Origin of the sequence: Lentibacter algarum (assembly GCF_018860975.1) — a bacterium.
Lineage (GTDB): Bacteria > Pseudomonadota > Alphaproteobacteria > Rhodobacterales > Rhodobacteraceae > Lentibacter > Lentibacter algarum_A.
In genome coordinates, this window is record NZ_JAHKQI010000008.1 from 573850 (window position 1) to 597549 (window position 23700).

Consider the following 23700-nt stretch of genomic DNA (forward strand, 5'->3'; position numbering starts at 1 on the left):
AACCCTGTCTTTGCCTTTGCCCCGAAAGGCTGGCGGTTTATGTTGCCCTAACTCAGGACGGTTCCCCTCCGGACTGGAAAGGCTCTGCCTCACACAAAAGTGTAAAACCGAGAAACTGCGTGGCCTATAGCACATGGTGCGCTCAAGGCAAATGCTTTCACACGTTTTGCGTGATGGCAATCATAACATGGCCATACCACCGTTTACATGCAAGGTCGCCCCTGTTGTATAACCGGCCTCATCACTGGCGAGATACAGCACAGCACCCGCAATTTCTTTCGGTGTGCCCATGCGCGCAGCAGGGATTTGCCCGTTGATCTTGGTTTTCTGGTCGTCCGTCAACTTGTCGGTCATCGGCGTCGCAATAAAGCCGGGCGCAACGGCATTCGAGGTGATGCCACGGCTGGCAACCTCATAAGCGATCGACTTTGTCAGCCCGACCATACCAGCCTTTGAAGCGGCATAGTTTGCTTGTCCGGGGTTGCCTGTTGAGCCAACAATCGAGCTGATGTTGATGATCCTGCCCCACCGCGCCTTCATCATCGGGCGCATAACGCCACGACATAGCCGCATGGTCGAGGTCAGGTTGACGTCAATCACGCTCTGCCATTCCTCGTCAGACATTCGCATAAATATCTGATCACGCGTGATACCCGCGTTGTTAACAAGGATATCAACCGCGCCCATAGCTTCAATTGCCTGTTTGGGCAGCGCATCAACAGCCTCTGCGTCGCTCAGGTTGCACGGCAACACATGCGCGCGTTCACCTAGCTCGGAAGCCAATGCCTTAAGCGGCTCTTCGCGTGTGCCTGAAAGGCCTACAGTCGCGCCAGCGGCGTGCAACACCTTGGCTATCTCGCCGCCAATGCCGCCAGAAGCGCCAGTAACCAGTGCAGATTTTCCTGTTAGATCAAACATTTATAAGTCCTTCTTATTCGTTCAGCGCTTCTACAGCGGCTGTGATATCATCTGGTGTGCCCAGATTGCGGCAGCTGATCTCTTTGTTAATCCGTCGCACCATGCCGGACAGTGCTTTTCCGGCGCCTATTTCCCAGATCTCGGTGATACCACGCTCAGCGCCCATATAGAGCACGCTCTCTCTCCAGCGCACCGAGCCGGTGATCTGATCTACCAGCAGCGAGCGAATTGTCGTCGGGTCGTTTACAGCTTCGGCCAGCACGTTGGCGACCAAAGGCACAGCAGGTTTGTTGATCTCAACCTGCCCAAGCGCCGCCGCCATAACTTCAGCGGCCGGCGCCATCAGTTCGCAATGAAACGGCGCACTCACAGGCAAGAGCATCGCCCGTTTGGCACCGGCTTCCTTTGCCAACACGACAGCGCGTTCAACCGCAGCTTTGTGCCCAGAAACGACGACCTGACTTGGGTCGTTGTCATTCGCGGCTTGGCAGACATCGCCCTCCGCAGCGGCTGCGGCCACGTCTTTAGCTGTTTGAAAGTCCAAGCCTAAAAGAGCTGCCATCGCGCCAACACCGACAGGCACGGCGTCTTGCATGGCTTTGCCACGCGTTCGAAGCAAGCGCGCGGTGTCAGCCACGCTGATCGCCCCCGCCGCGGCCAAGGCCGAATATTCTCCAAGCGAATGCCCTGCAACCAATGAAGCGGCAGACACATCAATGCCCTCAGCGGCAAGAGCCCGCATCGCGGCCAAGGACGTGGCCATAAGCGCGGGTTGGGCGTTCTGTGTAAGGGTTAGGTCAGCAATGTCGCCCTCCCAGATCAACGCGCTCAGGTTTTCGCCCAAGGCCTCGTCAACTTCATCAAACACGGCTTTGGCCTCGGGATAGGCCTCTGCTAGGGCTTTGCCCATACCGACCGCTTGTGCGCCCTGCCCGGGGAATACGAATGCTCTGCTCACTTAAGACCCTCCACTTGCCTTTTAAGTGAAATAGCCCGAAGCCCCGCCACGCGCAATGCGCTAGACATGAAAAAGCCGGCACGCTGGGCACCGGCTCTTTGGAGAGTTTGTTGATGTTCGAGCTCAGCCAGTGCGCGCAAAGCTTGGGCCGAGCGCCGAGCGCAGGCTGTCCATCTCGCGGGCCCGTTTGCCAAGCGGAAGCTCGACAACACTGCGACCCTGATGATCGCGGGCAATAAACACTCCGCCACGAACGTCGATTTCGCTCAGGTCTTTATACTCATACACCTGCGAGCGAACGACACGGCCAAACTCGTTGCGCACAACAACTTCAAGGCGCTCGGAGCGCGGATCAAGGTTAACTTCCGGAATGCGACGGCGTACTGGCGCGATCATTGCAAAACCCGACGCCATAAGTGCGATGGTGATCATCAACTTGAATAGCATCAAGCCGTTGTCCCAAACTGCTCCGGGCATCGCCCAAAGGCCCAAGGCCGCCAACAGCAATACCGCGCCTGCAAAAACGTTGAACAAGCGCGTCGGCGGAAGGGCCTCCACTGAATACTTCTCAACTGCGTTTTCAGGGACGTGGACACTTGTTGCAACGTTGAACATGGCTCTCTCCGAGTGGTCTTGTTTTAAGTCGATTTCTTTGAATTTGCTGTTCTAGTTCGACAAAACTTTGACCAAAAAAGGATAGATAAAGGCAGATTCGCCACTTTAAGGCCTGAATGTGGCAGCCCATGAGTATCTGCACTAAAGCCTAGCTCGACTTACGCCCGCAACTTGCGCTTGCGCGGACGCAAAAACCGTCGTATGTGCCAGCTTCCTTCTGCAGTTACGTTTGAACCGCGCAGCTCTCGTGGATGGGTCGCAGAAGGATGACCCTCCTATGAAATGCGCTTGAAAAAGGAACAGCACATGCCGCTCTATGAGCATGTATTTATCTCGCGTCAGGACTTGTCCAACACGCAAGCAGAGAGCCTCATCGAACATTTTGGCACAGTCCTCGCGGACAACGGCGGTAAGCTCGTTGAACACGAATACTGGGGCATCAAAACGATGGCCTACAAAATCAACAAGAACCGCAAGGGCCACTACGCCTTCCTGCGCACCGATGCTCCGGCAGCGGCGATTCAGGAAATGGAACGCCTCATGCGCCTGCACGAAGATGTGATGCGTATCCTGACCATCAAAGTCGACGAGCACGCTGAAGGCCCATCGGTTCAAATGCAAAAACGCGAAGAGCGCTCCGAGCGCCGTGAACGTCGCTAATCACCTGAAGAAAGGACACTAAACCATGGCTGCAAAACCATTTTTCCGCCGTCGTAAGGTCTGCCCGTTCTCAGGCGAGAACGCACCAAAGATCGACTATAAAGACACGAAGCTTCTGCAACGCTACATCTCTGAGCGTGGCAAAATCGTGCCTTCCCGTATCACCGCTGTTTCGGCCAAGAAGCAACGTGAGCTTGCCCGCGCGATCAAACGCGCCCGCTTCCTCGCGCTTCTGCCATACGCCGTTAAGTAAGGAGAACAGACATGAAAGTTATCCTTCTTGAGCGCGTCGCAAAGCTCGGCCAAATGGGCGATGTTGTAGATGTGAAGCCGGGTCATGCCCGCAACTTCCTTCTGCCACAGAAGAAAGCCCTGACAGCGTCAGATGCGAATATCGCCAACTTCGAAGCGCAGAAAGCCCAGCTTGAAGCCAACAACCTTGAAACCAAAAAAGAAGCCGAAGACATGGCCGCTCGCCTCGATGGCCAGCAGTTCATCGTGATTCGCCAAGCTTCTGACGCGGGTTCGCTTTACGGCTCAGTCACACCACGTGACGCCGCCGAAGCTGCCACCGCAGAAGGTTTCACAGTTGATCGCAAGCAAGTATCTGTTGAAGCGCCGATCAAAGATCTCGGTGTTCACAACATGTTTGTGCGCCTTCACCCTGAAGTTTCAGCAACAATCGAAATCAACGTGGCCCGTTCGACTGAAGAAGCCGAATTGCAAGCCTCGGGCAAGTCGATCCAGGAACTCGCAGCCGAAGCTGAAGCTGAAGCCGAGTTCGAGATTGCTGAATTGTTCGACGATATCGGCGCTGCCGCATCAGACGATGAAGACCTTGCCGAAGCGGCCGGTGTTGAAGTCGAAACTGACGAAGCAGATGTTGAAGCTGAAGACACGACAGAGAAAAGCTAAGCCAGCCTACTCTGCTACAATTCAAACCGCGCCAGCCCGTCTGGCGCGGTTTTTTTGTGCCGCCCGATGCGGGGCAAAAATCGGCATGTTCACGCGCAAACACAAGCGCCCTCTGGCAAGACAAGCCTGTTTGCGGCTAGATCACAGGCATCAACAACGATAGGCCGTACCATGTCTCCGAACCGCCGAACACTCCTTCTCATGCTTGCAGCCGCCTCCCTTGTATCGGCCTGCGGGAACAACCAGCCCGCTCACCAACCTGCGACACCCGCGTCAAACGAGCCGCCTCTCTACCCGAACGAAACACCGGAACTGCGTGCGCTAATCAACAAATACGCCGATCTCTACGAACTCCCGCGTCCCCTGCTCCATAAGCTCGCGATCCGCGAAAGCACGCACCGTCCTTGGGCCCGCAACGGCCCTTACTATGGCTTGCTACAAATCCTCCCTGCAACTGCACGCAGCATGGGGCACAGCGGCACGGCCAATGACCTGCTAGATGCAGAAACCAACCTCAAATACGCGGGCAAGTATCTGCGCGGCGCATGGCTCTTGTCTGATGGAGACATCGACACCGCCATCAGCTGGTATGCACGGGGCTACTACTTTGAAGCCAAACGCCGTGGCATGCTCGTCGAAACAGGCCTGCGCCCCGCTTAAAACGAAAAAGGCCGCCCCCAAAGGAGCGGCCTTTCGTTTCTCTAAAGCCGAAAGCCTTACTCGTCTTCGAGCGCTTCCACGGCTTTTTGCAAATCGTCTTTCGAGACTTCTTTGTCTTTCACAGTCGACTGTTCAAATGCCTGATCAACAACCTTATCTTCGAACAACGGCGCGCGAAGCTGCTGCTGCATTTGCTGGTTTTGCTGAACAAATTCAAAGAACTGACGTTCTTGGCCGGGGTATTGGCGCGCTTGGTTCATGATAGCTTGGGTCATCTCGGCGTCTGATACTTCAATTTCAGCTTTCTGCCCCATCTCGGCGAGCAGAAGGCCTAAACGCACGCGACGCTCGGCAAGTTTTGTGTGCTCTGCAGTCGTTTCGATCTCAGGGTGATCATGGCCCTCAACGTCAGGGTTTTCCTCATGCCACAGCTGGTGCGCAATCTGGCCAGCTTCAGCTTCCAGCAGCGATGGTGGCAGCTCGAACGAAACCTGCTTGTCCAGAGCATCCAACAGCGCGCGCTTCATCACCGCGCGTGACGCACCGGCATACTCGGCTTCAAGGCGCTCACCAATCTGGCCCTTCAGGCCAGCAAGATCTTCGGCACCAAACTTAACAGCCAGCTCATCGTTCAGCTCGGCCGCTTTTGGTTCCTTAACTTCCTTGATTTTGCACTCGAACACGGCGGCTTTGCCTGCCAGAGCTTCGGCCTGGTATTCGTCAGGGAAGCTCACTTCAACGTTCTTTTCGTCGCCGGCTTTTACACCAACGAGCTGCTCTTCAAAGCCCGGAATGAAGCTGTTTGAACCGAGCACCAGCGGGTAATCTTCTGCTGCGCCGCCCTCAAAGGCTTCGCCGTCTACTTTACCGAGGAAGTCGATCACAACCTGGTCACCATCTTTGGCTTTTGAACCCTTCTTGCGCGGCTCAAAGTCTTGCGCGGTTTCGGCAAGTGACTTCAGCGCCTCTTCGATCTCGTCGTCGCCGGCTTTCACGACCATACGCTCAAGCTTGATTTTTTTGAAATCAACTTCAGGAATTTCTGGCAGCGCTTCGTAAGACATCTCGATCTTAACGTCGTCGCCCTCTTTCCACTTGTCACCGTCAATCATTTCAACTTTTGGCTGCATCGCAGGGCGGTCACCCGAAGCTTCGAAGTGGTCTGACATCGCACCGTCGATGGCCTCTTGCATGGCTTCGCCCATGACCTTTTGGCCAAACTGCTTTTTGAGCAGCGCCATAGGGACTTTACCCTTGCGAAAGCCCTTCATCTCTACGTCAGGCTGCGCTTCAATCAGCTTCTCATCAACTTTTGAGTCAAGCTCGGCAGCTGTGAGGGTGATGTTATAGGCGCGCTTGAGGCCTTCGTTCAATGTCTCGGTGACCTGCATGAGTCCATCCTTTTGCATATCGGCATTACGTCAAGGTCCGGTGCAACCTGCACCAGCTAAATCAAGCGCTCTTCTAGGGTTGCTAGGGCAAGTATGCAAGGAGATTTCAGGCGGAATCGACCCCCGAACGAAACAAATTCGTCCTGCGCACTGCCAAGACAACGATTTGTGAAAAAATGGTGGGTCGTGAGAGGCTCGAACTCCCGACATCTTCGGTGTAAACGAAGCGCTCTACCAACTGAGCTAACGACCCGTGCGGCGGTATTTAGCGAGCACGGCGAGGTCTTGCAAGCGCGATTATTGCGAAAATCGCGCTTTGAGCAAAAAAACTTCCTCCGACGGCTCGGCGATCCTATTCAGCGGCTTGTTTGTCACCTTCGAGCTCTTTGATCACCATATCCGATTGACGCAACCGGATGTTGATAACACGGCCGTTCGCAACTTGTTTGGTGCGGGCAATTTTGACTTTGCCAAATGGCTTCAAGTTCAACTCCTGGCCATCGCCAATGGCTCTCCCCATAACTTCCAAAACAGCCTCGACAACTGGTTTGACGTCTTTTCGCTTGGCCCCCGTGCGCTCGGCAACTTCATCAAGCAATTGCTCTTTGCGCATCTCGATCATACCAACCGACGGAGCATTGCTTGTCACAATGACCGGCTCGACTTCAGCAGCCTTGGCAATGGGGCTCGGGGCTGACAAAGGCGCCGGCGCCACTGTTTCGGGTGTCTTCGGAGCCGCCTTTTTGGCCGCTTTCCGCGCTGGTTTCGCTGGTGCCGCGGCCTTCTTTACGCCGGTTGTTTTTGACTTCTTCGGTGCTGCTGCCATTATCCGTCCCTCAATATGTTGTTGTTTTGAAGGAAGCATAACGCTTTCTATAGAGCAAATCCAGTGACGATATCGACGTTATGCTGGCACAATCAGGCAAAATTGCTTCCCTTGCCGCCCAAAGGCAGCTATGAATTTTGCCACAATTCTAGCAATCTTTGGGGGATATCATAGACATGAACAAAATTCTCATTGCAACGGCATTTGCAGCGTCGCTCACAGCCAGCACGTCCTTCGCAGGCGGCCTTGCCGATCCGGTCGTCGAGCAAGACATCATTGTGGCGGATGCAGCAGCTTCCTCATCATCAGGCTCAGCGCTTGTTGCGTTACTTGCACTCACGCTTGTGATCCCAATTCTCGACTAATTAGATAGTCCACCAAGCAAAAACGCCGCCTCTTTCGGGGCGGCGTTCTCAATTCAAAACGGCTTAAGTTAGTGCGCAGTAGCGCCTTCGCTACGATCATTGGCAAGACGGGCCGCAGCGGCGGCTTCTTCCGCGGCTTCATCCCATTCGATCGGCTCGGGCGCTTCGCTGAGGGCCAGTTTCAAGACTTCGCTCACATGTGTCACAGGGATGATCTTCAACCCTTCCTTCACATTGTCAGGAATATCCACGAGGTCTTTCTCGTTCTCTTCCGGAATGAGCACTGTCTTGATGCCCCCCCGCAATGCAGCCAACAGCTTCTCTTTGAGGCCACCGATCGGCATCGCATTGCCGCGCAGGGAAACCTCCCCCGTCATCGCGATATCCTTGCGCACCGGAATGCCAGTGAGCACCGAGACGATCGAAGTGACCATCGCCAAACCGGCACTTGGCCCGTCTTTCGGCGTCGCACCGTCTGGCACGTGAACGTGGATGTCCCACTTGTCAAACTTCGGCGGCTTCACCCCGATCTCTGGCGCAATAGAGCGCACATAAGAGCTCGCCGCTTCGATGCTTTCTTTCATAACATCACCAAGTTTGCCTGTGGTCTTCATCCGGCCCTTGCCTGGCAGGCGCAGCGCTTCGATGTTAAGCAGTTCCCCGCCAACGCTGGTATAAGCCAGCCCCGTGACAACGCCAACTTGGTCTTGCTCTTCAGCAAGGCCATAGCGGAACTTGCGCACCCCGAGGAAGTCATCAAGGTTGTCGCTTGATACCGACACGCTGTCAGCCTCGCCCTTAACGATCATCGTCACAGCCTTACGCGCAACCTTGGCGATCTCACGCTCAAGGTTCCGCACACCAGCCTCGCGGGTGTAGTAACGCACCATATCTGTCAGCGCTTCGTCCGCCAGCGAAAACTCCTTGGGCTTCAAGCCGTGGTTTTTCACTTGCTTTTCAACAAGATGCTGCTTGGCAATCTCCCGCTTTTCGTCTTCCGTGTAGCCCGACAGAGGAATGATCTCCATGCGGTCAAGCAAAGGCCCTGGCATGTTGTAGCTGTTTGACGTGGTCAAAAACATGACATTGCTCAGGTCGTATTCAACCTCGAGATAGTGATCAACGAAGGAGCTATTTTGCTCTGGGTCAAGCACTTCAAGCATCGCGCTCGCCGGATCACCACGGAAGTCCTGCCCCATCTTGTCGATTTCATCGAGCAAGATCAGCGGGTTGGTTGTCTTGGCCTTTTTCAGCGCCTGGATAATCTTACCCGGCATCGAGCCGATGTAAGTACGGCGGTGACCGCGAATTTCGCTCTCGTCACGCACACCACCGAGCGAGATGCGAATGAACTCACGCCCCGTCGCCTTGGCAACCGACTTGCCGAGGCTGGTCTTACCAACACCGGGAGGGCCAACAAGGCACATGATCGGGCCTTTAAGCTTTTTGGAGCGTTGCTGCACCGCAAGATATTCGACAATGCGTTCCTTAACCTTTTCAAGCCCGTAGTGATCACCGTCCAAGATCGCTTCAGCGCGGCCAAGGTCTTTCTTTACACGGCTTTTCACGCCCCAAGGGATGCTCAACATCCAGTCAAGGTAGTTGCGCACAACAGTCGCCTCGGCCGACATCGGGCTCATGTTCTTGAGCTTCTTCAGCTCGGCTTCGGCCTTTTCCTTGGCCTCTTTTGACAGCTTGGTCGCAGCTACTTTCGCTTCAAGCTCAGCCAGCTCGCCCTCGCCCTCTTCGCCGTCGCCAAGCTCCTTCTGGATCGCTTTCATTTGCTCGTTGAGATAATACTCACGTTGCGTGCGTTCCATCTGGGTTTTGACGCGGGTTTTGATCTTCTTCTCGACACTCAGAACGCTCATCTCGCCCTGCATCAGGCCAAAGACCTTCTCAAGACGCTCGCTTACATCAAGCGTCTGCAAAAGCTCCTGCTTCTGGTCAACTTCAACACCAAGGTGTCCGGCAACCAAGTCAGCCAGCTTTTCGGGCTCTTGCGCCTCGCCAACCGCCGTAAGCGCTTCCTCGGGAATGTTCTTGCGCACTTTCGCGTAGCGCTCGAACTCGTTGCCGACAGAGCGCAACAAAGCTTCTACTGTGGTTTCATCGCCCAGTATTTCATCAAGCTGCTCGGCGCTGGCTTCAAAAAACTCCGGATTGTCAAGAAACCCTGTGATAACAACGCGCTGCACGCCCTCCACAAGCACTTTAACTGTACCATCAGGCAGCTTCAAAAGCTGCAAGACATTGGCCAGAACGCCAGTCGTGTAGATACCGTCCGTGTCGGGGTCATCTTCTCCCGGGTCAATCTGCGCTGACAACAAAATCTGTTTGCCGTCATTCATCACTTCTTCCAGCGCCCTGACAGACTTTTCTCGTCCGACAAACAGCGGCACGATCATATGTGGGAAAACCACGATATCGCGCAAAGGAAGCACTGGGTATGATGCGTTGAGTTGCTCTTGCATGCTCTATATCCTGTATTTGGGCAAAGCCTCGCGCCCCTCATATGAGGCAGCTCCAAGGCCTTCCGCGTTTATAGAAGGTTAACTTGGGCTTTGCCTGCGCCTCTTTCAACCTGTGTTTTCGCTAAAATGCCTGTGCTGGCGGCTTTGGGCAAGCTGCAAATGTGTTCGTTTGGCGATAATACCTTAACTGAGTGGTGTTTGTTGACAAAGTCAGTTTTCGGCGGCCCTTTACGTGGCCAAGTCAAATCCCTATATATTTGCTAAGGAATACCAGAAAGCATCCGACATGACTGATATGAGCAATCCAAGCACCGGCCCCATCGAGGGCACACCGCTGATCCCCCCTTCAAGCACAGAGCATCCGCTTTATGAGCAGATGGTTGAAGCCTGCCGCACGGTCTATGACCCTGAAATTCCAGTGAATATCTATGATCTCGGGTTAATCTATACCATCGAGATCAATGATCAGAACGATGTTTCGGTTGCTATGTCGCTCACCGCACCGGGCTGCCCTGTTGCCGGAGAAATGCCAGGGTGGGTCGCGGAAGCAATCGAACCGATAGCTGGCGTCAAAAGTGTCGATGTCGAGCTCGTCTGGTCACCGCCTTGGGGCATGGACATGATGTCCGATGAAGCACGCCTTGAACTCGGTTTTATGTAATATAACAGACTACTAAAGGACGAAACTCATGTTTGGCATTCCCGGAAAGCAAGCTGTCACCATGACAGAAGCCGCCGCCGCACAGATATGCAAGCTGATGGCTGCTAAAGGCCATAAGGGCTTGCGGATTGGCGTCAAGAAAGGCGGATGCGCGGGGATGGAATACACGATGGATTACGTCGATGAAGTCGCCGAACATGACGAACTCGTCGAGGAAAACGGCGCTCGCATCATGATCGCTCCAATGGCGCAGATGTTCTTGTTTGGCACTGAAGTGGACTATGAAGTCTCGCTGCTTGAAAGCGGCTTCAAGTTCAACAACCCCAACGTTGAAGACGCTTGTGGTTGTGGTGAATCAATCAAGTTCAAAGGCGTTGACGAACTCGCCCTACCCGAGCTGAAACTGCCGGACAACAACGCATAATGGCCGTATCTGACGAGCAAATTGAGCAAATCAAAGACATGTTCGCGGATCTCGGCGGCCTCAGCACCCGAAAGATGATGGGTGGCCTCGCGATCTACCATGAAGGCACTGTGTTTGCCCTGCTGCACTCCTCCGGACAGTTGTATCTTAAAGGCGCCGATGGCTACGGCGAAGAGCTGGAAGCCCTTGGCAGCACGCGCTGGTCATATCAAAAGAAAGATAGCGGCAAAGAAGTGAAAATGCCGTATTGGACGTTGCCTGAAAGTGCGCTCGATGATCCAGAGGAAGCTTGCACCCTCGCCCGCGCCGCTCTGGCTAGGCTTTAGCGCGCAACACCTTCGCCGCCTCGCTTGGCGTCGTAAACACGCGCAAGCCCTTGGCCTCAAGCAAAGGCGCGGCTACAGCCATTGAAGCCTGTGCCAACACCACCGCATCAAAGCCGCTTTCCGCCTCTACTGTGCGGGCAATTTCTGCCGCATATCCCTGCATATCCCCCGCCTCAAACCGCTCCCACGCGGCCTCGCACAAGAGCACTTTCCCCCGCCCGTTTCCGGCAAGTCTATCAAACAATGCAAGCGTTGCACTCCGCGTGCTCTCAAGACAAATCGCCAGCAAAACCTGCCCGGTCACGGCCTCAGCGGCGGCTTGCATGGCAGGCGTATCCACGCGTAAAACCGGAGCCTTTACCAGCGCCCCCAACGTCGAGCAGGTGCACATCACCGCATCATGTTTTTCCATCAGCTGCGATAGTTCCGCCGTCACGTTGTCGCGCACAGCCTCAACGCCCAACTTCCGGGCCTGCTCAAGCAACTCAGGGCGCACAATATGTTCAAGTTCCAGCTCCGGCAACAAGGCCTCAAACGTCGCGATATGCACCTCCGCCGTGTGGAGGAAGCCAACCGACATCAGCCCTTCCCCTTTTGCAAATGCAAGTAAGTCTCGTCATAGCGCTTGGTCAGGTAATCTCCCGCCGACACGGGCGCTTGCCCCTCAGCCGAGACATCGGTGTCGTAGTTCGGGTTGAAGAACATCGGCACCGAAATACGCTCGTCGCCGGTTCCGACAACGCGATGTAAAGTCGCCTTTACTGCCCCGCCCGACCACATTTGCAACATTTCACCGAAGTTGATCACAAATTCACCGGGCCGCACCTCAACAGCATGCCATTCTCCGTTCGCGGCCTTCACCTCAAGGCCCGCTGTGCCGTCGCCAGTTAGTAAAGTAAGGCAGCCGTAGTCGGAATGCGCGGCAATGCCGAAGTCTTTATCGCCCGCCCAGTCAGGCCTTGCTGGATAGTAATTGCCGCGCAAAAGTGCCATCGGGCTGCTGAACTTGTCATCAAAGAAGGTCGCGTCACGGCCAATGATGCCAGCAATTTCCGCCAGAATCTCGCGGCATAAGCTGATCGCTTTGCCGTAGTAATCCTGCACAGTCTGCGCGAAACCCACCGGCATTTCCGGCCAAAGATTCTCGCCATAAACCAGTAATCCGCTGTCGCTCAGCGCATCGCCATCTGGCAGTTGGTAGCCACAGTCAAACACTTCCTTATAGTCGGGGTTGGCCTTAGGATCGACCCGCTCGGAACCGCCAGCCCCCCAGCCACGATTCGAACCGGTAAGTGCCATATTGACTTGTTGTTTGCTTTCAACGGGCAACTTAAAGAATGACCTGTAAGCACTTATAATAGCGTCAATTTCAGGCTTATCCACAGAAGTATTCACAACTTGCAAAAAGCCCGTTTCGAGCACACCGCGCCGCAAAACTTCGCGGGCTGTTACGTCGCCCGAAGTAAGCGCCGCAAAATCCAGTTTCTCGATCACCAAACACCCTCCCAAACTTGCTGTTCGCCTTTCTAACGCAACCTTGCAAGCTTGCAAGTAGGCCACGAAGTTATTGGCCCCGCCGCGACTTCCTGATACTCCAGAGACAACACCAGAAGGAGACGCTGAATGCGCCGCAAACTTGCCGCCGGAAACTGGAAGATGAATGGCCTCTCGGGGCAACTCACCGAGCTTGAAGCCTTGGCAGAGGCACATCCGAAACCCGCTGTTGACGTGTTGATTTGCCCGCCAGTGACCTTGCTCGCAACGGCGGCACGCCAATGCCCCTTCGACATTGGAGCGCAGGATTGTCACGCCAACGCCTCTGGCGCCCACACAGGCGACGTATCGGCTGAAATGTTACGTGACGTCGGCGCAAAGGCGGTGATCGTCGGGCATTCCGAGCGCCGCGAAAGTTATGACGAGCACTCCGATATCGTGCGCGCCAAAGCCCGCGCAGCGCAACAAGCGGGGCTTATGGCCATCGTTTGTATGGGCGAAAGTCTTGCCCAACGCGAGGCGCAAAACACTCTTGATATCATCGGCGGGCAGCTCGCAGGCTCGGTTCCTGACAACGCAACGGCTGAAAATCTTGTGATCGCCTATGAACCCATCTGGGCGATTGGCACAGGCCTTGTGCCCAGCCTCGCACAGATCGGCGAGGTGCATGGCTTCATTCGCGCCCGTCTTGAGCGCCGCTTTGGCGCAGGTGTCGGCCGCGGTGTGCGCATCCTTTACGGCGGTTCCGTCAAGCCTGACAACGCCGCTGAAATTTTTCAAGTGCCCGACGTAGACGGCGCGCTGGTTGGCGGAGCCTCCCTCAAAGCAGCCGATTTCTCGCCGATTATCAACGCTTTGGAAGGCGCTTGAACGGAGTGTTTCGTAACCTCGCCTAGGCTTATCCTGAAGATTTGTCTAAAATTTACTGGTTTACCGAGGGGAATCGTTATGAATACCGTTTTGTTGCTCTTTGCTGCCATGCTCATTCCACTGTTTGAAGGCCGTGATGACACAGAAGCCGACACCGCGTCAGATGCAGAAGCAGACGCTGTTATCCCGACAGATGAAAACACCGATGATGACACCGAAGGTGAGCCAGTCGCAGAGCTCAGTGCCGCATCCGACGCAAGCGGTGCGCCTGTTGTGCAAGGCAACGACGCTGACAACAGCCTAACGCAAACCTCGATCATGGATTTCATCACCGGTGATGCAACACTTACCGCGGCCCCTGCTGGCACTGTTGCGGTCAACGCGGGCGCAGGCGATGACACCGTTGATGCCGGCCTTCTTGATACGCCTGTCGTGCGCGGCGAAGCGGGCGACGATGTGTTAACCGGCAGCTTGTTTCAGGGCAACGGCGTCGCTGCACTTGAAGGTGGTGAAGGTAACGACACCATCACAGGCACAGTTTCCGACATTTCCGGAGGCGCCGGCGATGACGTTCTCACGGGCAGCGGCAGCGGCGAAAGTGGCGAAACCGGCGCGATCAGTGGTGGCCTGGGCAATGACACGATCAGCGTCGGGTTACTCGGCAATGCAGCTGGCGACGAAGGCAACGACACGATCACCGTGACGGGCCTTAACGCAACAGCCGACGGCGGCGCAGGCGATGACAACCTCACTTTCGCCTACAGCGAAACAACCGAGGCAATGCCGACTGCCACAAGCCCAATCCCCGCGCTCGACACAGGTGTTGAGCTTACGGGCGGCGAAGGCGCAGATAACTTCGTCCTGAGCGGTGTTTTTGAAGAGATCGACCCGGCAACAAGCGCGTCACCTGCCCTGTTTGCCACGATCACCGATCTCGATTTGACGGAAGACGTGATCGCAATCAATTTTGATTTGGGCACCAACTCGCTCTTGGGCACAGACGGTGTTGAAACATTCAACAAAGACATCAGCTTTGTCAGCACCACCAGTTATGACGACAGCGACAACTTTGATCTGTTGTTCACACTCTCCGGTGAAAACGCTGATGGGGCCTTCAGCCAGAATTTTGTTATCAGGCTGGTCGGAGACATCGAGTTTGATGATTTGAGCATACAAGAAACAGAGAATGGTCTTGTTATGTCTGCAGGCACACGCGCCATCGAAGTCGCGTAACGCGAAGCAGCTGAAGCAAAAAGGGCGGCTCTCATATATGCGAGGGCCGCCTTTTTTGTGTGCCTATACGGCTAGTTGGTGATAATCTCCGGCCCCATCATCATATTGGGCAGGAACGTCGAAAGCGCCGGTATGTAGGTGATCATGATCAGGAACACAAAGAGCACCATCAGGAACGGCAGAGCCGCGCGTACGACGCCCATCATCGGCATGCCAGCGACGCCAGAGGTGACAAACAGGTTAAGCCCCACAGGCGGCGTGATCATCCCGATCTCCATGTTGACCACCATGATGATACCAAGGTGAATTGGGTCAATCCCGAGTTCTATCGCGATCGGGAACACCAAGGGTGCTACGATCACAAGCAGCCCCGAAGGCTCCATGAACTGCCCGCCAATGAGCAAGATCACATTGACCACCACAAGGAACATCACCGGCCCGAAGCCCACATTGAGCATCGCATTGGCGACACTCTGCGGCACTTGCTCATCGGTCAGCACATGCTTGAGGATCAACGCGTTGGCGATCACAAACATCAGCGTCACAGTGAGTTTGCCCGCTTCAAACAGCGTCTGGCGCGTGTCTTTGTCATACCACGCCGTGATGATCGCCTTAGGCTTTTGCAATAGGCTGAGGTTACGTGTGCCCTCTTCTGTGCTCAAAGGCCCCATGTCGCGGTAGACAAATGTGGCGATGATGAAGGCATAGACCGCAGCCACCGCCGCCGCTTCTGTTGGCGTGAAAATAGCTTTGGTCACACCGGGGACACCATAGATGCCGACCATGATGATCACGATCAGGCCAAGGCCCCAAGCCGCCTCGCGGAAGCTGTCAAATATCTCGCGCCAGCCCTGCCACTCGCCTTTGGGCATGTTCTTGATCCGCGCCATAATGTAGATCGCAATCATCAGCATGAGGCCAGCCATCAGGCCCGGAATGACACCGGCAAGGAACATACGACCAACAGACACTTCAACTGCCGCCGCATAGACAACCATGACGATCGAAGGCGGAATGAGAATGCCAAGCGTGCCCGCGTTACAGATAACGCCCGCAGCAAACTCTTTGGTATACCCCGCCTGCGTCATTGCCGCGATCACGATCGAGCCAATGGCCACAACCGTCGCTGGCGACGAGCCCGACAAAGCCGCGAAAAGCATGCAGGCAAAGACACCCGCAATCGCGAGACCGCCGCGCAAATGCCCGACACAAGCGATGGAAAAACGGATGATCCGCTTGGCCACACCACCGGTTGACATAAATGACGACGCAAGGATGAAAAACGGGATCGCCAGCAGCGTTGAATGGCCCTCAAAAGCGGCGAACAACGTCTGTGCAACCGAGGCCAATGTGCTGTCAGAGTAAACCAGCAAAAAAAGGATCGACGACAAACCGAGGCTCACCGCGATGGGAACGCCGATCATCATCATTCCGATAATCAGCAAAAACAGCAGAGCAACTTGCATTAGCTTTTCTCCCCGGTTTTGATCTCGCCGCGCGCTGCACGCATTTCATCGAGGTCATCCTCGACTTCGTGACTGGCAACAATGCGGTCAATGCGCCCTGCCCAAACAGCTAATCCCATCTGCACAAAACGGAAAATCAGCAAAGCCATCGACAACGGCAGCACAAGATACGGCACCAAACGCGGCAGCTTTTCGTATGCGTCGCCATCGTTGAACATGCCTTCCAAAAACTTGAAGGCGCCCGGGTTTGGCACGCTTTCAACCTCATACCAGCCCTTGCCGCGGAAGTTTTCCTCAAACCCGAGCGGGAACCAACGGCCCTCGGTTGCGGGCAGGTTGGCGAAATTGGCCCAGTAGTCCCATGAGCCTTTCATAAGTAAGAACGCATAGATCAAGCAAAGCACGATCGACACCAAAGCCAACATACGCCGCTTGGGCACAGCCAGAAGGTTCACAACCGCATCAACGCCCAAATGCGCGTTTTTCTTCACAGCATACGAGGCCCCTAAAAGCCCGAGCCAGCCGAACATAAACACCGTCAACTCACCGCCCCACAAACCGATATTCTCAAGCTTGAGAAACTCGATGAAAGCTGGTGGATCATTGGCAAACGCCTTGCGCACGATCACGTTGATAAAGGTAATCATGGTCATCATCCCGAGGATGAAAGCCAGTATCGTCTCTTCGATTTTGTCGGTAAAAGTCGCATTTGCGCTGGTCGTGCTCATATGCTTGCCCCCCTTGCAGCCCCACGCCTCCCAACGTGGCTTGTAAAAAGGGCGGGCCGTATAATTGGCCCGCCCTCATTTTGGCTTACATGCCGGTGTTGATCTTCTGAACCGCGTCGATGTTCTCTTGGCCAACATCGTCAGCAAACTGTTCCCAAACCGGCTTCATAACATCAACCCAAGCTTGGCGTTGGTCTGCATCAAGCTCGCGCACAACACCGCCAGCGTCGATCACAGCTTGGCGCGCGCCAGCGTTAACCGCTGTCGACTCTGCGTTGCGGGCCGTGGTTACTTCCGACAGAATGGTCATGAACTGGTCGCGCACGTCGGCGTCAAGCGAGTTCAGCCAATCAACGTTGGTCACAACGAGGTAGTCAATGATACCGTGGTTGGTTTCGGTGATCCCGTCCTGAACTTCAAAGAACTTTTTGCCATAGATGTTTGACCAAGTGTTCTCTTGCCCGTCAACAACACCCTGCTGGAGTGCGCCGTAAACTTCAGAAAAGGCCATTTTCTGTGGCGAGCCACCAATCGCTTGCATTTGCGCGACAAGCACATCTGAGGCCTGCACGCGGAACTTGAGGCCGTTGGCGTCAGTCGGCGCGATCAGCGGTTTGTTGGCGCTCATCTGCTTCATGCCATTGTGCCAGAAAGCAAGCCCCTGAAGGCCGCGCTTTTGCATGCTGTCAAGCATTGCCTGGCCTTCGGCGCCGTTCTGGAACGTGTCCACGGCAGAGATGTCTTTGAACATGAACGGCAAGTCAAACAGACGGAACTGCTTGGTGAACTTCTCGAACTTCGAGAGGCTCGGCGCGGCAAGCTGAACATCACCCTGAAGCATGGCTTCGAGCACTTTGTTGTCATCATAAAGCGTCGAGTTCGGGAAGACTTCAAGGCACATCTTGCCGTTCATCTCATCATTGATGCGCTGCTCCAAAAGCGAGGCGGCAATGCCCTTCGGGTGTTTGTCGGTGTTGGTTACGTGGCTGAACTTGACGACGATCTCGCCATCATCACAGGCCGCCGAAACGGCACCCGCGGAAACAGTCATCGTCAAAGCGGCAAGCGCTGCTGTCATAAATTTCATGTTGGTCTCCTCCCAGAGTTTAGTATCGCGTGTAGAATCACATAGCGCAGCCATCAGCTGCCCTGTGCCGGCTATGCTCGTGCTTTGAGCAAATGCACGCAAGCCTCAAGTGAATGCCAATAAAAGCAGGGACTTACGTCTAGACGCGGCTTGATATGTGCGAAATTCCGCACAAACCTAGCGGTTAAAACTACCCGTTTCCCAAGTCAGCCCGAAGCTCAAAAGCCCGTCCGCGCCGCCCGCGGTCATCGGAACCAATTGCACAAAAACGTGCCCTTGCCTCAGATGAAGCCCGCCAATCGCGACAACATCACCGGCAATATGCGTGTTAAAGCGCCGCCCATCCTTAGGGTACCAAGCCAGCCCGCCAAACAGGCTCAAGTCACCACTTTTCCAGCGCGTCAGCGGGTAATGCGCCGTTGCGGCCAGTGATCCACGCTCATAGCTGTTGACATAGGCCCCGAAAGAATAAGCCCAGGTCTCACGTTCCCAGGTCGCAAACAACCCGGGGTTCAACTCGTTAAAGCCCGTCGCGCCAATATGCTTGCTGCCCAACAACACAGAAAATCTGTCAGGGCCGGCATTGCTCGCTGAGGCCGTCATCATCGCCAGCCCAAGGCATCCCGCAAATCGGATGAGTTTCAACATTGGTTCTTCCCCATACCGTCCTCCAAATACGCGCCGCCCCATTGTGTTCACACTGCAGGTCCGTCAGTGCGCTCAGGGTGGCCATAACTCAATCCCTAAAGTCTTCTGGCCTGATCTCATAACGCGCCAGCTTGTCGTAAAGCGTCTTGCGTGGCAGGTTGAGCGCCGTGGCGGCCGCGCTGGCCTTGCCATGGTGGCGTTGCATCGCCGAAACGAGTAACGCCTTTTCAACATCAGCCATCTGTTCCGCCAAGCCTGCCCCTCTTTCACCGCTTATCCCGGCAATCAACTGGTTAACTTCACCTATCCTGACTTTTGCAGTCAATCGCCGGTTCTCCAGCACCAGCCAACGCGCTTTCAATGCACGTTTGATCACACGAACCAATGCCTCCGACGCGCTCGGTTTCTCCAGAAAGTCAAATGCTCCCTCGCCCATGGCCTTCACTGCCATCGGGATGTCGCCCTCGCCCGTCAGCAAGACCACTGGCAATTCGGGGTCAACCTCCTGCACATATCCAAGCAAGTGAAATCCGTCACGACCGGGCATGCGCATATCGCTCAAGATCACACCGTCAAACTCGCGGGTGATGTGGTCTTTGGCCTCAACGAACGAGCCTGCGCTCAACGGGTTCAACTCTTCCAGCTGTAAGGTCTGCATCAAAGCCTCGCGCACGGCGCGGTCATCATCCACGATCAATACCCGACGTATCATGCGGCTTTTCCCTTCCATCGTTCGAGCTCAACGGTAAACTCTGCGCCCTTGGCTGTGTTGCGGCCCGTGATATTGCCGCCAAAACTCTGCACCAACCCATATGAGATCGATAGCCCCAGGCCCATCCCGTCTTCCATACCGCCAACCTCCTTGGTCGTGTAAAACGGGTCAAACATCTTTTCGGTGTCAGCGATGCCGGGGCCGGTGTCGCGCACGCTCACCTTCAGCCGCTCCTGCCCCCTGATCGCGATGGTAATGCTCTTGTCAGCCGCCAGTTCACCAACCTGCGCACCCATCGCGTCAGCCGCGTTGTTTATCAGGTTTACAAACACCTGCTCAAGCCTGACTTCACCACCAAGCACATACACCGGGGCGTTGGGAACGGGCCAGTCAAGGGTAACACCATCAGCTTTGAGCCTTGCGCCGGTTAGCTCACAGGCTGTCTTGAGCACTTGCACCAAATCAACACAGCCCATCGGCTCGTGTTCGTTGCGCGAAAAGGCCCGCAGGTTCTTGATGATCCGCCCCGCCCGCTGCGACAATGCTGCAATCCGGCTCAGGTTTTCGCCCGCCGTTTCCGTGTCGCCGCGTTGCAAAAACCTCTGGCCGTTTTGGGCAAATTGTTGAATGGCCATCAGCGGTTGGTTCAGTTCGTGGCTGATACCCGCACTCATTTGCCCAAGCGCACTCAGTTTACCGGCCTGCACAAGCTCGGCCTGTGTGCGCCGCAACTCGGCAGTGCGCGCTTCAACGCGCCCCTCAAGTTGCTGGTTGGCGAAAACAAGAGCCCGTCGCCGTTCAGTGACCAAAAACAAGATAGCCCCAAACGCCACGCACACCGCCGCAAAGGCCGCCGCTTGCAACCCTGCAAGCCGCTCAGCGGGCGTAATGTCAACCAGTGCTTCGGCGCGCATTCCGATGACAGGCAGATCCTTCACCAAGTGCAATCCGCGTTGGGCTATATACGGGCCCAAATCAAGCTGCCAAATCGGCTCACCAAATATGCTCTTGGTTTCTATTGGTTGTTCACGACCGTTGGCAAAACGAACCCTTTGCGCTGCGGCATCGATGGTCGCAAACAGCAACTCCGAGCGGTTGCTGATAAATATCTCGCCGCCAGCATCGGTGAAAAACACCGCCGGTCGCGACGAGCGCCAACCGAACTCGACCTCGTCAATGTCAACAACAACCAAAAGCGTTGCCTCCGGCTTACCGGCCTTGTTAAAAAAGGGAGCCGCAAAAAAGTAGGCCCTCTTGCCTTCGCTCAGCCGTCCGTGTCCGGTGCCAAGCGCCCCCTGCCGCGCCCGCGTCACCCAAGGCCCGCGCAGCGCAGCAGCTTCAGCGACATCATCGGTTCCGGCAAGCACACGGCCCTGAAAATCAGTGTAGTAAAGCGCCAGCGCACCGGTTTTGTCCGCCGCACCACGAAGCATGCTCTCCGCCGCGTCACGTTCTCCGCCCTGTATCAACGCCGACAAATCAGGATGGTCAGCCATCATGACCGCCAGCTCCTGATAACGCCTCAGGCGCGAAGTCAGCCTGTCTTCTGCCAGCGCTATATCCGATTGCCCACGCGCTTTGATCTGCGCCATCGCCTGTCCAAGCCCTTGGCGATAAACGCCATAGCTCAACACCATAACGGCGGCCAAGAAACCGAGCACAAGGCCCGAACGTTGCCAAAAACCTCTCTCCATCACAACTGCATAGCTCTATCAGCCTTGCCTTGAAAGCTTGAAGCGCTCACAACACTGCAATGCAAAGTGTTTCCCAATCCCCGACCGAACCCGCCTTCGTGCAAAACCCCTACCCGTTCTATGCAAGGGCGCGTGCCAGCGGCGATCTCGTCTTTTGGGAAGAGTTCAACATGCCCTGCGCCACAACCCACAAAGCTGTGCACGCTTTCCTGAGAGACAAGCGCTTTGGCCGCGAGTGCCCAGCCGAGCTTAGTGCAAAGCCGCCGCTGCATCTGTCCGACTTTTACGCGCTCGAAAGCCATTCGATGCTCGAGCTTGAGGCCCCGCGTCACACCCGGTTGCGCAGCTTGGTGCTGCGGGCCTTCACCTCGCGTCGCATTAAAGAGCTCGCCCCCGAGATCGAACACCTCTGCCACAGCCTGATCGACGCTTTCCCTGAGGATGCTCCGTTTGATTTGTTGCCAAGCTATTGCACACCGCTTCCGGTGGTCATTATCTGCCGTCTCCTCGGCGTGCCCGAAGAGATGGCCCCCGAACTGCTCAAATGGTCGAACGATATGGTCAGCCTCTATCAGGCCCGCCGCACACCCGAGATCGAACAGACCGCCAACGCGGCAGCGCGCGACTTTGCCGCCTTCATGCGCTCATACGTTGATAAACGCCGCCAAAGCCCTGCCGATGATCTGATCTCGGAACTGATCGCAGCCGAAGAAGACGGCGCCAAACTCAGCACCGACGAGCTGATCGCAACCTGCATTCTCCTGCTCAACGCGGGTCACGAGGCAACAGTGCACACACTTGGCAACGGCGTCAAAACCCTGCTCTCGCACGGCGGTTTGGTCGCCGACAGCCAAACCGTTGAAGAAATCCTGCGCTATGATCCGCCCCTGCACATGTTCACGCGCTACGCCTATGAGGATGTCACCCTGTTTGAACACAGCTTCAAACGCGGCGATCAAATCGCGCTGCTCCTCGCCTCTTCGGGCCGCGACAGCGCGCAGTGGGACACCGCTGACAAATTTGATCCGGCCCGCAACGTCAGCACCAACCATGCTTTCGGCGGCGGTGCACATTTCTGCGTCGGCGCGCCCCTCGCCCGCCTGGAGCTGCTTATAGCCTTACAAACGCTCCACGCACGCTGCCCGAACCTGCGCAGCGCCGCGCCCTCAGAATACGCCAACCTCTACCACTTCCACGGGCTAAAAACCCTCATGGTATCGACCTGATCTTTTTCTTGGTCTAAATATCCATCCGACTGCTCGCAGCAAACACACCCTGTCAGTTTACACAGCTGCCCTTGCTATGCACCTGCGGAACTTGAGGGGAAGCGCCCCTCATCATCTCAGAGAGGCAATGCTGTCGTCGATTTGATCTCTTCCATCGACAGTAGCGCCGTCACATTGTGAATCTTCACTTCCGAAATCAGCGCCTGATAGAACACATCATAAGCCCGCGCGTTGGGAACGCGCACCTTGAGAATGTAGTCAATATCCCCTGCCAGCCTGTGTGCTTCCATAACTTCGGGCCGGGCTTGCAGGCTGTGCAAAAACGTCTCCTGCCAGTCAGCCTCGTGCTCGCTGGTGCGGATAAGCACGAAAAAGCAAGCCTCCAGGCCGAGCGACTCAGCGTCCAGAAGCACAGTTGTTTGTAAGATCACACCTCTCTCGCGCATTTTGCGAATGCGGTTCCACACAGGCGTTTTTGAGCTTCCGACCTGCTTTGCGATCTCGTCAAGCGATTGCCCGCCATCGCGTTGCAACTGTCCCAAAATCTTACGATCGAGCTCATCAAGTTTTACGTTCACCGCAGCCTCCAGTCACAAATCAGCAATATGTCAGAACATTTGTTCCGCTTTTGCGGCCCTTCTCAGCCAATATCGAAACCACTTCCCGCAGGCAAGCCTCAATGCAGTAAGTTCAGAGCCGCATCAAAAACCCCCTTCACCTGATCTATCTCAATGACTACTAAGCAGCATCGGCATAGCCTATTGTCTGACCGAACTTCCAATTGCGAGATTTCCCGTGAGCGACACGCCATCCAAAGCCCAGCCCAAAACCCAGCCCAACACCCAAACGATCACCGGTGTCACCCACTACACCGACCGTCTGTTTTCGTTCCGCTGTACGCGGCCGGCGAGCCTTCGGTTTCGCTCCGGCGAGTTTGTGATGATCGGCCTCATGGGCGATCCCGACCCTGTCACAGGCAAGCAAAAACCGCTCTTGCGCGCCTATTCTATCGCCAGCCCGAGCTGGGATGAGGAGCTTGAATTCTACTCGATCAAAGTGCCGGACGGGCCGCTGACATCGAAGCTTCAGCACATCAAAGAAGGGGACGAGATCATCCTGCGGCCCAAGCCTGTTGGCACGCTGGTGCATGACGCCTTGCTGCCCGGAAAGCGCCTCTGGTTTTTTGCCACAGGCACCGGTTTTGCGCCCTTCGCCAGCCTGCTGCGTGAGCCGCAAACCTTTGAAGATTATGACGAAATCATCATCACCCACACCTGCCGCACGGTGGGCGAACTCACCTATGGGCGCGATCTGATCGAAGGCCTCAAAAGCAACGAATTGCTCAATGA

27 protein-coding genes and 1 tRNA gene are annotated in these 23700 nt (G+C 55.6%); 12 read left to right on the forward strand and 16 right to left on the reverse strand.

Annotated elements, in window-relative coordinates; genetic code table 11:
* Positions 1-180: 180 nt before the first annotated feature.
* From fabG to KO498_RS12150, 3 genes are all read right to left on the reverse strand, one after another.
* On the reverse strand, positions 181-918 hold the full coding sequence (fabG, locus tag KO498_RS12140; RefSeq protein ID WP_215960153.1) for a 3-oxoacyl-[acyl-carrier-protein] reductase: 738 nt from the start codon (positions 916-918) through the stop codon (positions 181-183).
* A gap of 13 nt (positions 919-931) precedes the next feature.
* Positions 932-1876, reverse strand: coding sequence for an ACP S-malonyltransferase (fabD, locus tag KO498_RS12145; RefSeq protein ID WP_215960154.1), 945 nt, complete (start codon positions 1874-1876; stop codon positions 932-934).
* Positions 1877-1999: 123 nt separating this feature from the next.
* Positions 2000-2491, reverse strand: a complete 492-nt coding sequence (locus tag KO498_RS12150; RefSeq protein WP_215960155.1) for a hypothetical protein — start codon at positions 2489-2491, stop codon at positions 2000-2002.
* 306 nt (positions 2492-2797) lie between these two features.
* On the opposite strand from KO498_RS12150, the gene rpsF reads away from it, so the two are divergent.
* From rpsF to KO498_RS12170, 4 genes are all read left to right on the forward strand, one after another.
* Positions 2798-3151: a 30S ribosomal protein S6 gene (gene rpsF / locus KO498_RS12155; protein ID WP_215960156.1), complete on the forward strand. Its 354-nt coding sequence runs from the start codon at positions 2798-2800 to the stop codon at positions 3149-3151.
* A gap of 25 nt (positions 3152-3176) precedes the next feature.
* Complete coding sequence (gene rpsR / locus KO498_RS12160; protein WP_009805008.1) at positions 3177-3404, forward strand: 30S ribosomal protein S18; 228 nt, start codon at positions 3177-3179, stop codon at positions 3402-3404.
* A gap of 11 nt (positions 3405-3415) precedes the next feature.
* A complete protein-coding gene (gene rplI / locus KO498_RS12165; RefSeq protein WP_215960157.1) occupies positions 3416-4066 on the forward strand; it encodes a 50S ribosomal protein L9 in 651 nt (216 codons plus the stop codon).
* Positions 4067-4267: 201 nt separating this feature from the next.
* Positions 4268-4726 (forward strand): transglycosylase SLT domain-containing protein, encoded by a 459-nt coding sequence (locus KO498_RS12170; RefSeq protein WP_252731396.1) that lies wholly within the window; start codon positions 4268-4270, stop codon positions 4724-4726.
* Between the two features lie 56 nt (positions 4727-4782).
* On the opposite strand, the gene tig is transcribed toward KO498_RS12170, so the two are convergent.
* The 3 genes from tig to KO498_RS12185 form a co-directional block, all read right to left on the reverse strand.
* A complete protein-coding gene (gene tig / locus KO498_RS12175) occupies positions 4783-6117 on the reverse strand; it encodes a trigger factor (protein ID WP_215960159.1) in 1335 nt (444 codons plus the stop codon).
* Positions 6118-6294: 177 nt separating this feature from the next.
* Positions 6295-6370, reverse strand: a tRNA-Val gene (locus KO498_RS12180).
* 99 nt (positions 6371-6469) lie between these two features.
* Positions 6470-6943 (reverse strand): HU family DNA-binding protein, encoded by a 474-nt coding sequence (locus tag KO498_RS12185; protein WP_215960160.1) that lies wholly within the window; start codon positions 6941-6943, stop codon positions 6470-6472.
* 176 nt (positions 6944-7119) lie between these two features.
* On the opposite strand from KO498_RS12185, the gene KO498_RS12190 reads away from it, so the two are divergent.
* Positions 7120-7308 carry a hypothetical protein gene (locus KO498_RS12190; RefSeq protein WP_215960161.1) on the forward strand — a complete coding sequence of 63 codons (189 nt, stop codon included), beginning with the start codon at positions 7120-7122 and terminating at the stop codon, positions 7306-7308.
* A 68-nt stretch (positions 7309-7376) separates the two neighbouring features.
* Here KO498_RS12190 and lon read toward each other — a convergent pair whose 3' ends face one another.
* Positions 7377-9782, reverse strand: coding sequence for an endopeptidase La (lon, locus tag KO498_RS12195; protein WP_215960162.1), 2406 nt, complete (start codon positions 9780-9782; stop codon positions 7377-7379).
* A gap of 286 nt (positions 9783-10068) precedes the next feature.
* Between lon and KO498_RS12200 the strand changes: the two genes are divergently transcribed.
* Genes KO498_RS12200 through KO498_RS12210 form a run of 3 tightly spaced genes read left to right on the forward strand, consistent with a single transcriptional unit; the run spans position 10069 to position 11193 of the window.
* Positions 10069-10443: an SUF system Fe-S cluster assembly protein gene (locus KO498_RS12200; RefSeq protein WP_436835933.1), complete on the forward strand. Its 375-nt coding sequence runs from the start codon at positions 10069-10071 to the stop codon at positions 10441-10443.
* A 28-nt stretch (positions 10444-10471) separates the two neighbouring features.
* A complete protein-coding gene (locus KO498_RS12205; RefSeq protein WP_215960163.1) occupies positions 10472-10867 on the forward strand; it encodes a HesB/IscA family protein in 396 nt (131 codons plus the stop codon).
* Entirely contained in the window at positions 10867-11193 is a 327-nt protein-coding gene (locus KO498_RS12210) for a TfoX/Sxy family protein (RefSeq protein WP_215960164.1), read from the forward strand. The genes KO498_RS12205 and KO498_RS12210 overlap by 1 nt, the downstream gene beginning before the upstream one ends.
* On the opposite strand, the gene KO498_RS12215 is transcribed toward KO498_RS12210, so the two are convergent.
* Together KO498_RS12215 and KO498_RS12220 are read right to left on the reverse strand one after the other, a co-directional pair.
* On the reverse strand, positions 11183-11773 hold the full coding sequence (locus KO498_RS12215; RefSeq protein WP_252731397.1) for a hypothetical protein: 591 nt from the start codon (positions 11771-11773) through the stop codon (positions 11183-11185). The two genes, KO498_RS12210 and KO498_RS12215, sit on opposite strands and share 11 nt — an antisense overlap.
* A complete protein-coding gene (locus KO498_RS12220; protein ID WP_215960165.1) occupies positions 11773-12687 on the reverse strand; it encodes an isopenicillin N synthase family dioxygenase in 915 nt (304 codons plus the stop codon). Before KO498_RS12220 ends, KO498_RS12215 begins: the two co-directional genes overlap by 1 nt.
* Positions 12688-12816: 129 nt before the next feature.
* On the opposite strand from KO498_RS12220, the gene tpiA reads away from it, so the two are divergent.
* The gene (tpiA, locus tag KO498_RS12225; protein ID WP_215960166.1) at positions 12817-13557 is read left to right on the forward strand and encodes a triose-phosphate isomerase; all 741 of its coding nucleotides are present in this window, start codon (positions 12817-12819) and stop codon (positions 13555-13557) included.
* Between the two features lie 78 nt (positions 13558-13635).
* A complete protein-coding gene (locus KO498_RS12230) occupies positions 13636-14790 on the forward strand; it encodes a calcium-binding protein (protein WP_215960167.1) in 1155 nt (384 codons plus the stop codon).
* A 71-nt stretch (positions 14791-14861) separates the two neighbouring features.
* Here the strand turns inward: KO498_RS12230 and KO498_RS12235 are convergent, their stop codons facing one another.
* The 6 genes from KO498_RS12235 to KO498_RS12260 all read right to left on the reverse strand — a co-directional run bounded on the left by KO498_RS12235 (position 14862) and on the right by KO498_RS12260 (position 21125).
* Positions 14862-16256, reverse strand: a complete 1395-nt coding sequence (locus tag KO498_RS12235) for a TRAP transporter large permease (RefSeq protein WP_215960168.1) — start codon at positions 16254-16256, stop codon at positions 14862-14864.
* Complete coding sequence (locus KO498_RS12240; protein WP_215960169.1) at positions 16256-16984, reverse strand: TRAP transporter small permease; 729 nt, start codon at positions 16982-16984, stop codon at positions 16256-16258. Before KO498_RS12240 ends, KO498_RS12235 begins: the two co-directional genes overlap by 1 nt.
* 85 nt (positions 16985-17069) lie before the next feature.
* Entirely contained in the window at positions 17070-18071 is a 1002-nt protein-coding gene (locus KO498_RS12245; protein WP_215960170.1) for a DctP family TRAP transporter solute-binding subunit, read from the reverse strand.
* 177 nt (positions 18072-18248) lie between these two features.
* Positions 18249-18719: a hypothetical protein gene (locus KO498_RS12250; RefSeq protein WP_215960171.1), complete on the reverse strand. Its 471-nt coding sequence runs from the start codon at positions 18717-18719 to the stop codon at positions 18249-18251.
* 88 nt (positions 18720-18807) lie between these two features.
* Entirely contained in the window at positions 18808-19431 is a 624-nt protein-coding gene (locus KO498_RS12255; protein ID WP_215960172.1) for a sigma-54-dependent Fis family transcriptional regulator, read from the reverse strand.
* Positions 19428-21125, reverse strand: coding sequence for a sensor histidine kinase (locus KO498_RS12260; RefSeq protein WP_215960173.1), 1698 nt, complete (start codon positions 21123-21125; stop codon positions 19428-19430). Before KO498_RS12260 ends, KO498_RS12255 begins: the two co-directional genes overlap by 4 nt.
* A gap of 59 nt (positions 21126-21184) precedes the next feature.
* Here KO498_RS12260 and KO498_RS12265 point away from each other — a divergent pair, with 59 nt between their 5' ends.
* The gene (locus KO498_RS12265; RefSeq protein WP_215960174.1) at positions 21185-22351 is read left to right on the forward strand and encodes a cytochrome P450; all 1167 of its coding nucleotides are present in this window, start codon (positions 21185-21187) and stop codon (positions 22349-22351) included.
* 116 nt (positions 22352-22467) lie between these two features.
* Here the strand turns inward: KO498_RS12265 and KO498_RS12270 are convergent, their stop codons facing one another.
* Positions 22468-22929, reverse strand: a complete 462-nt coding sequence (locus tag KO498_RS12270) for an Lrp/AsnC family transcriptional regulator (RefSeq protein WP_215960175.1) — start codon at positions 22927-22929, stop codon at positions 22468-22470.
* Between the two features lie 217 nt (positions 22930-23146).
* On the opposite strand from KO498_RS12270, the gene KO498_RS12275 reads away from it, so the two are divergent.
* A partial coding sequence (locus KO498_RS12275) for a ferredoxin--NADP reductase (protein ID WP_436835934.1) occupies positions 23147-23700 on the forward strand: 554 nt, incomplete at its 3' end.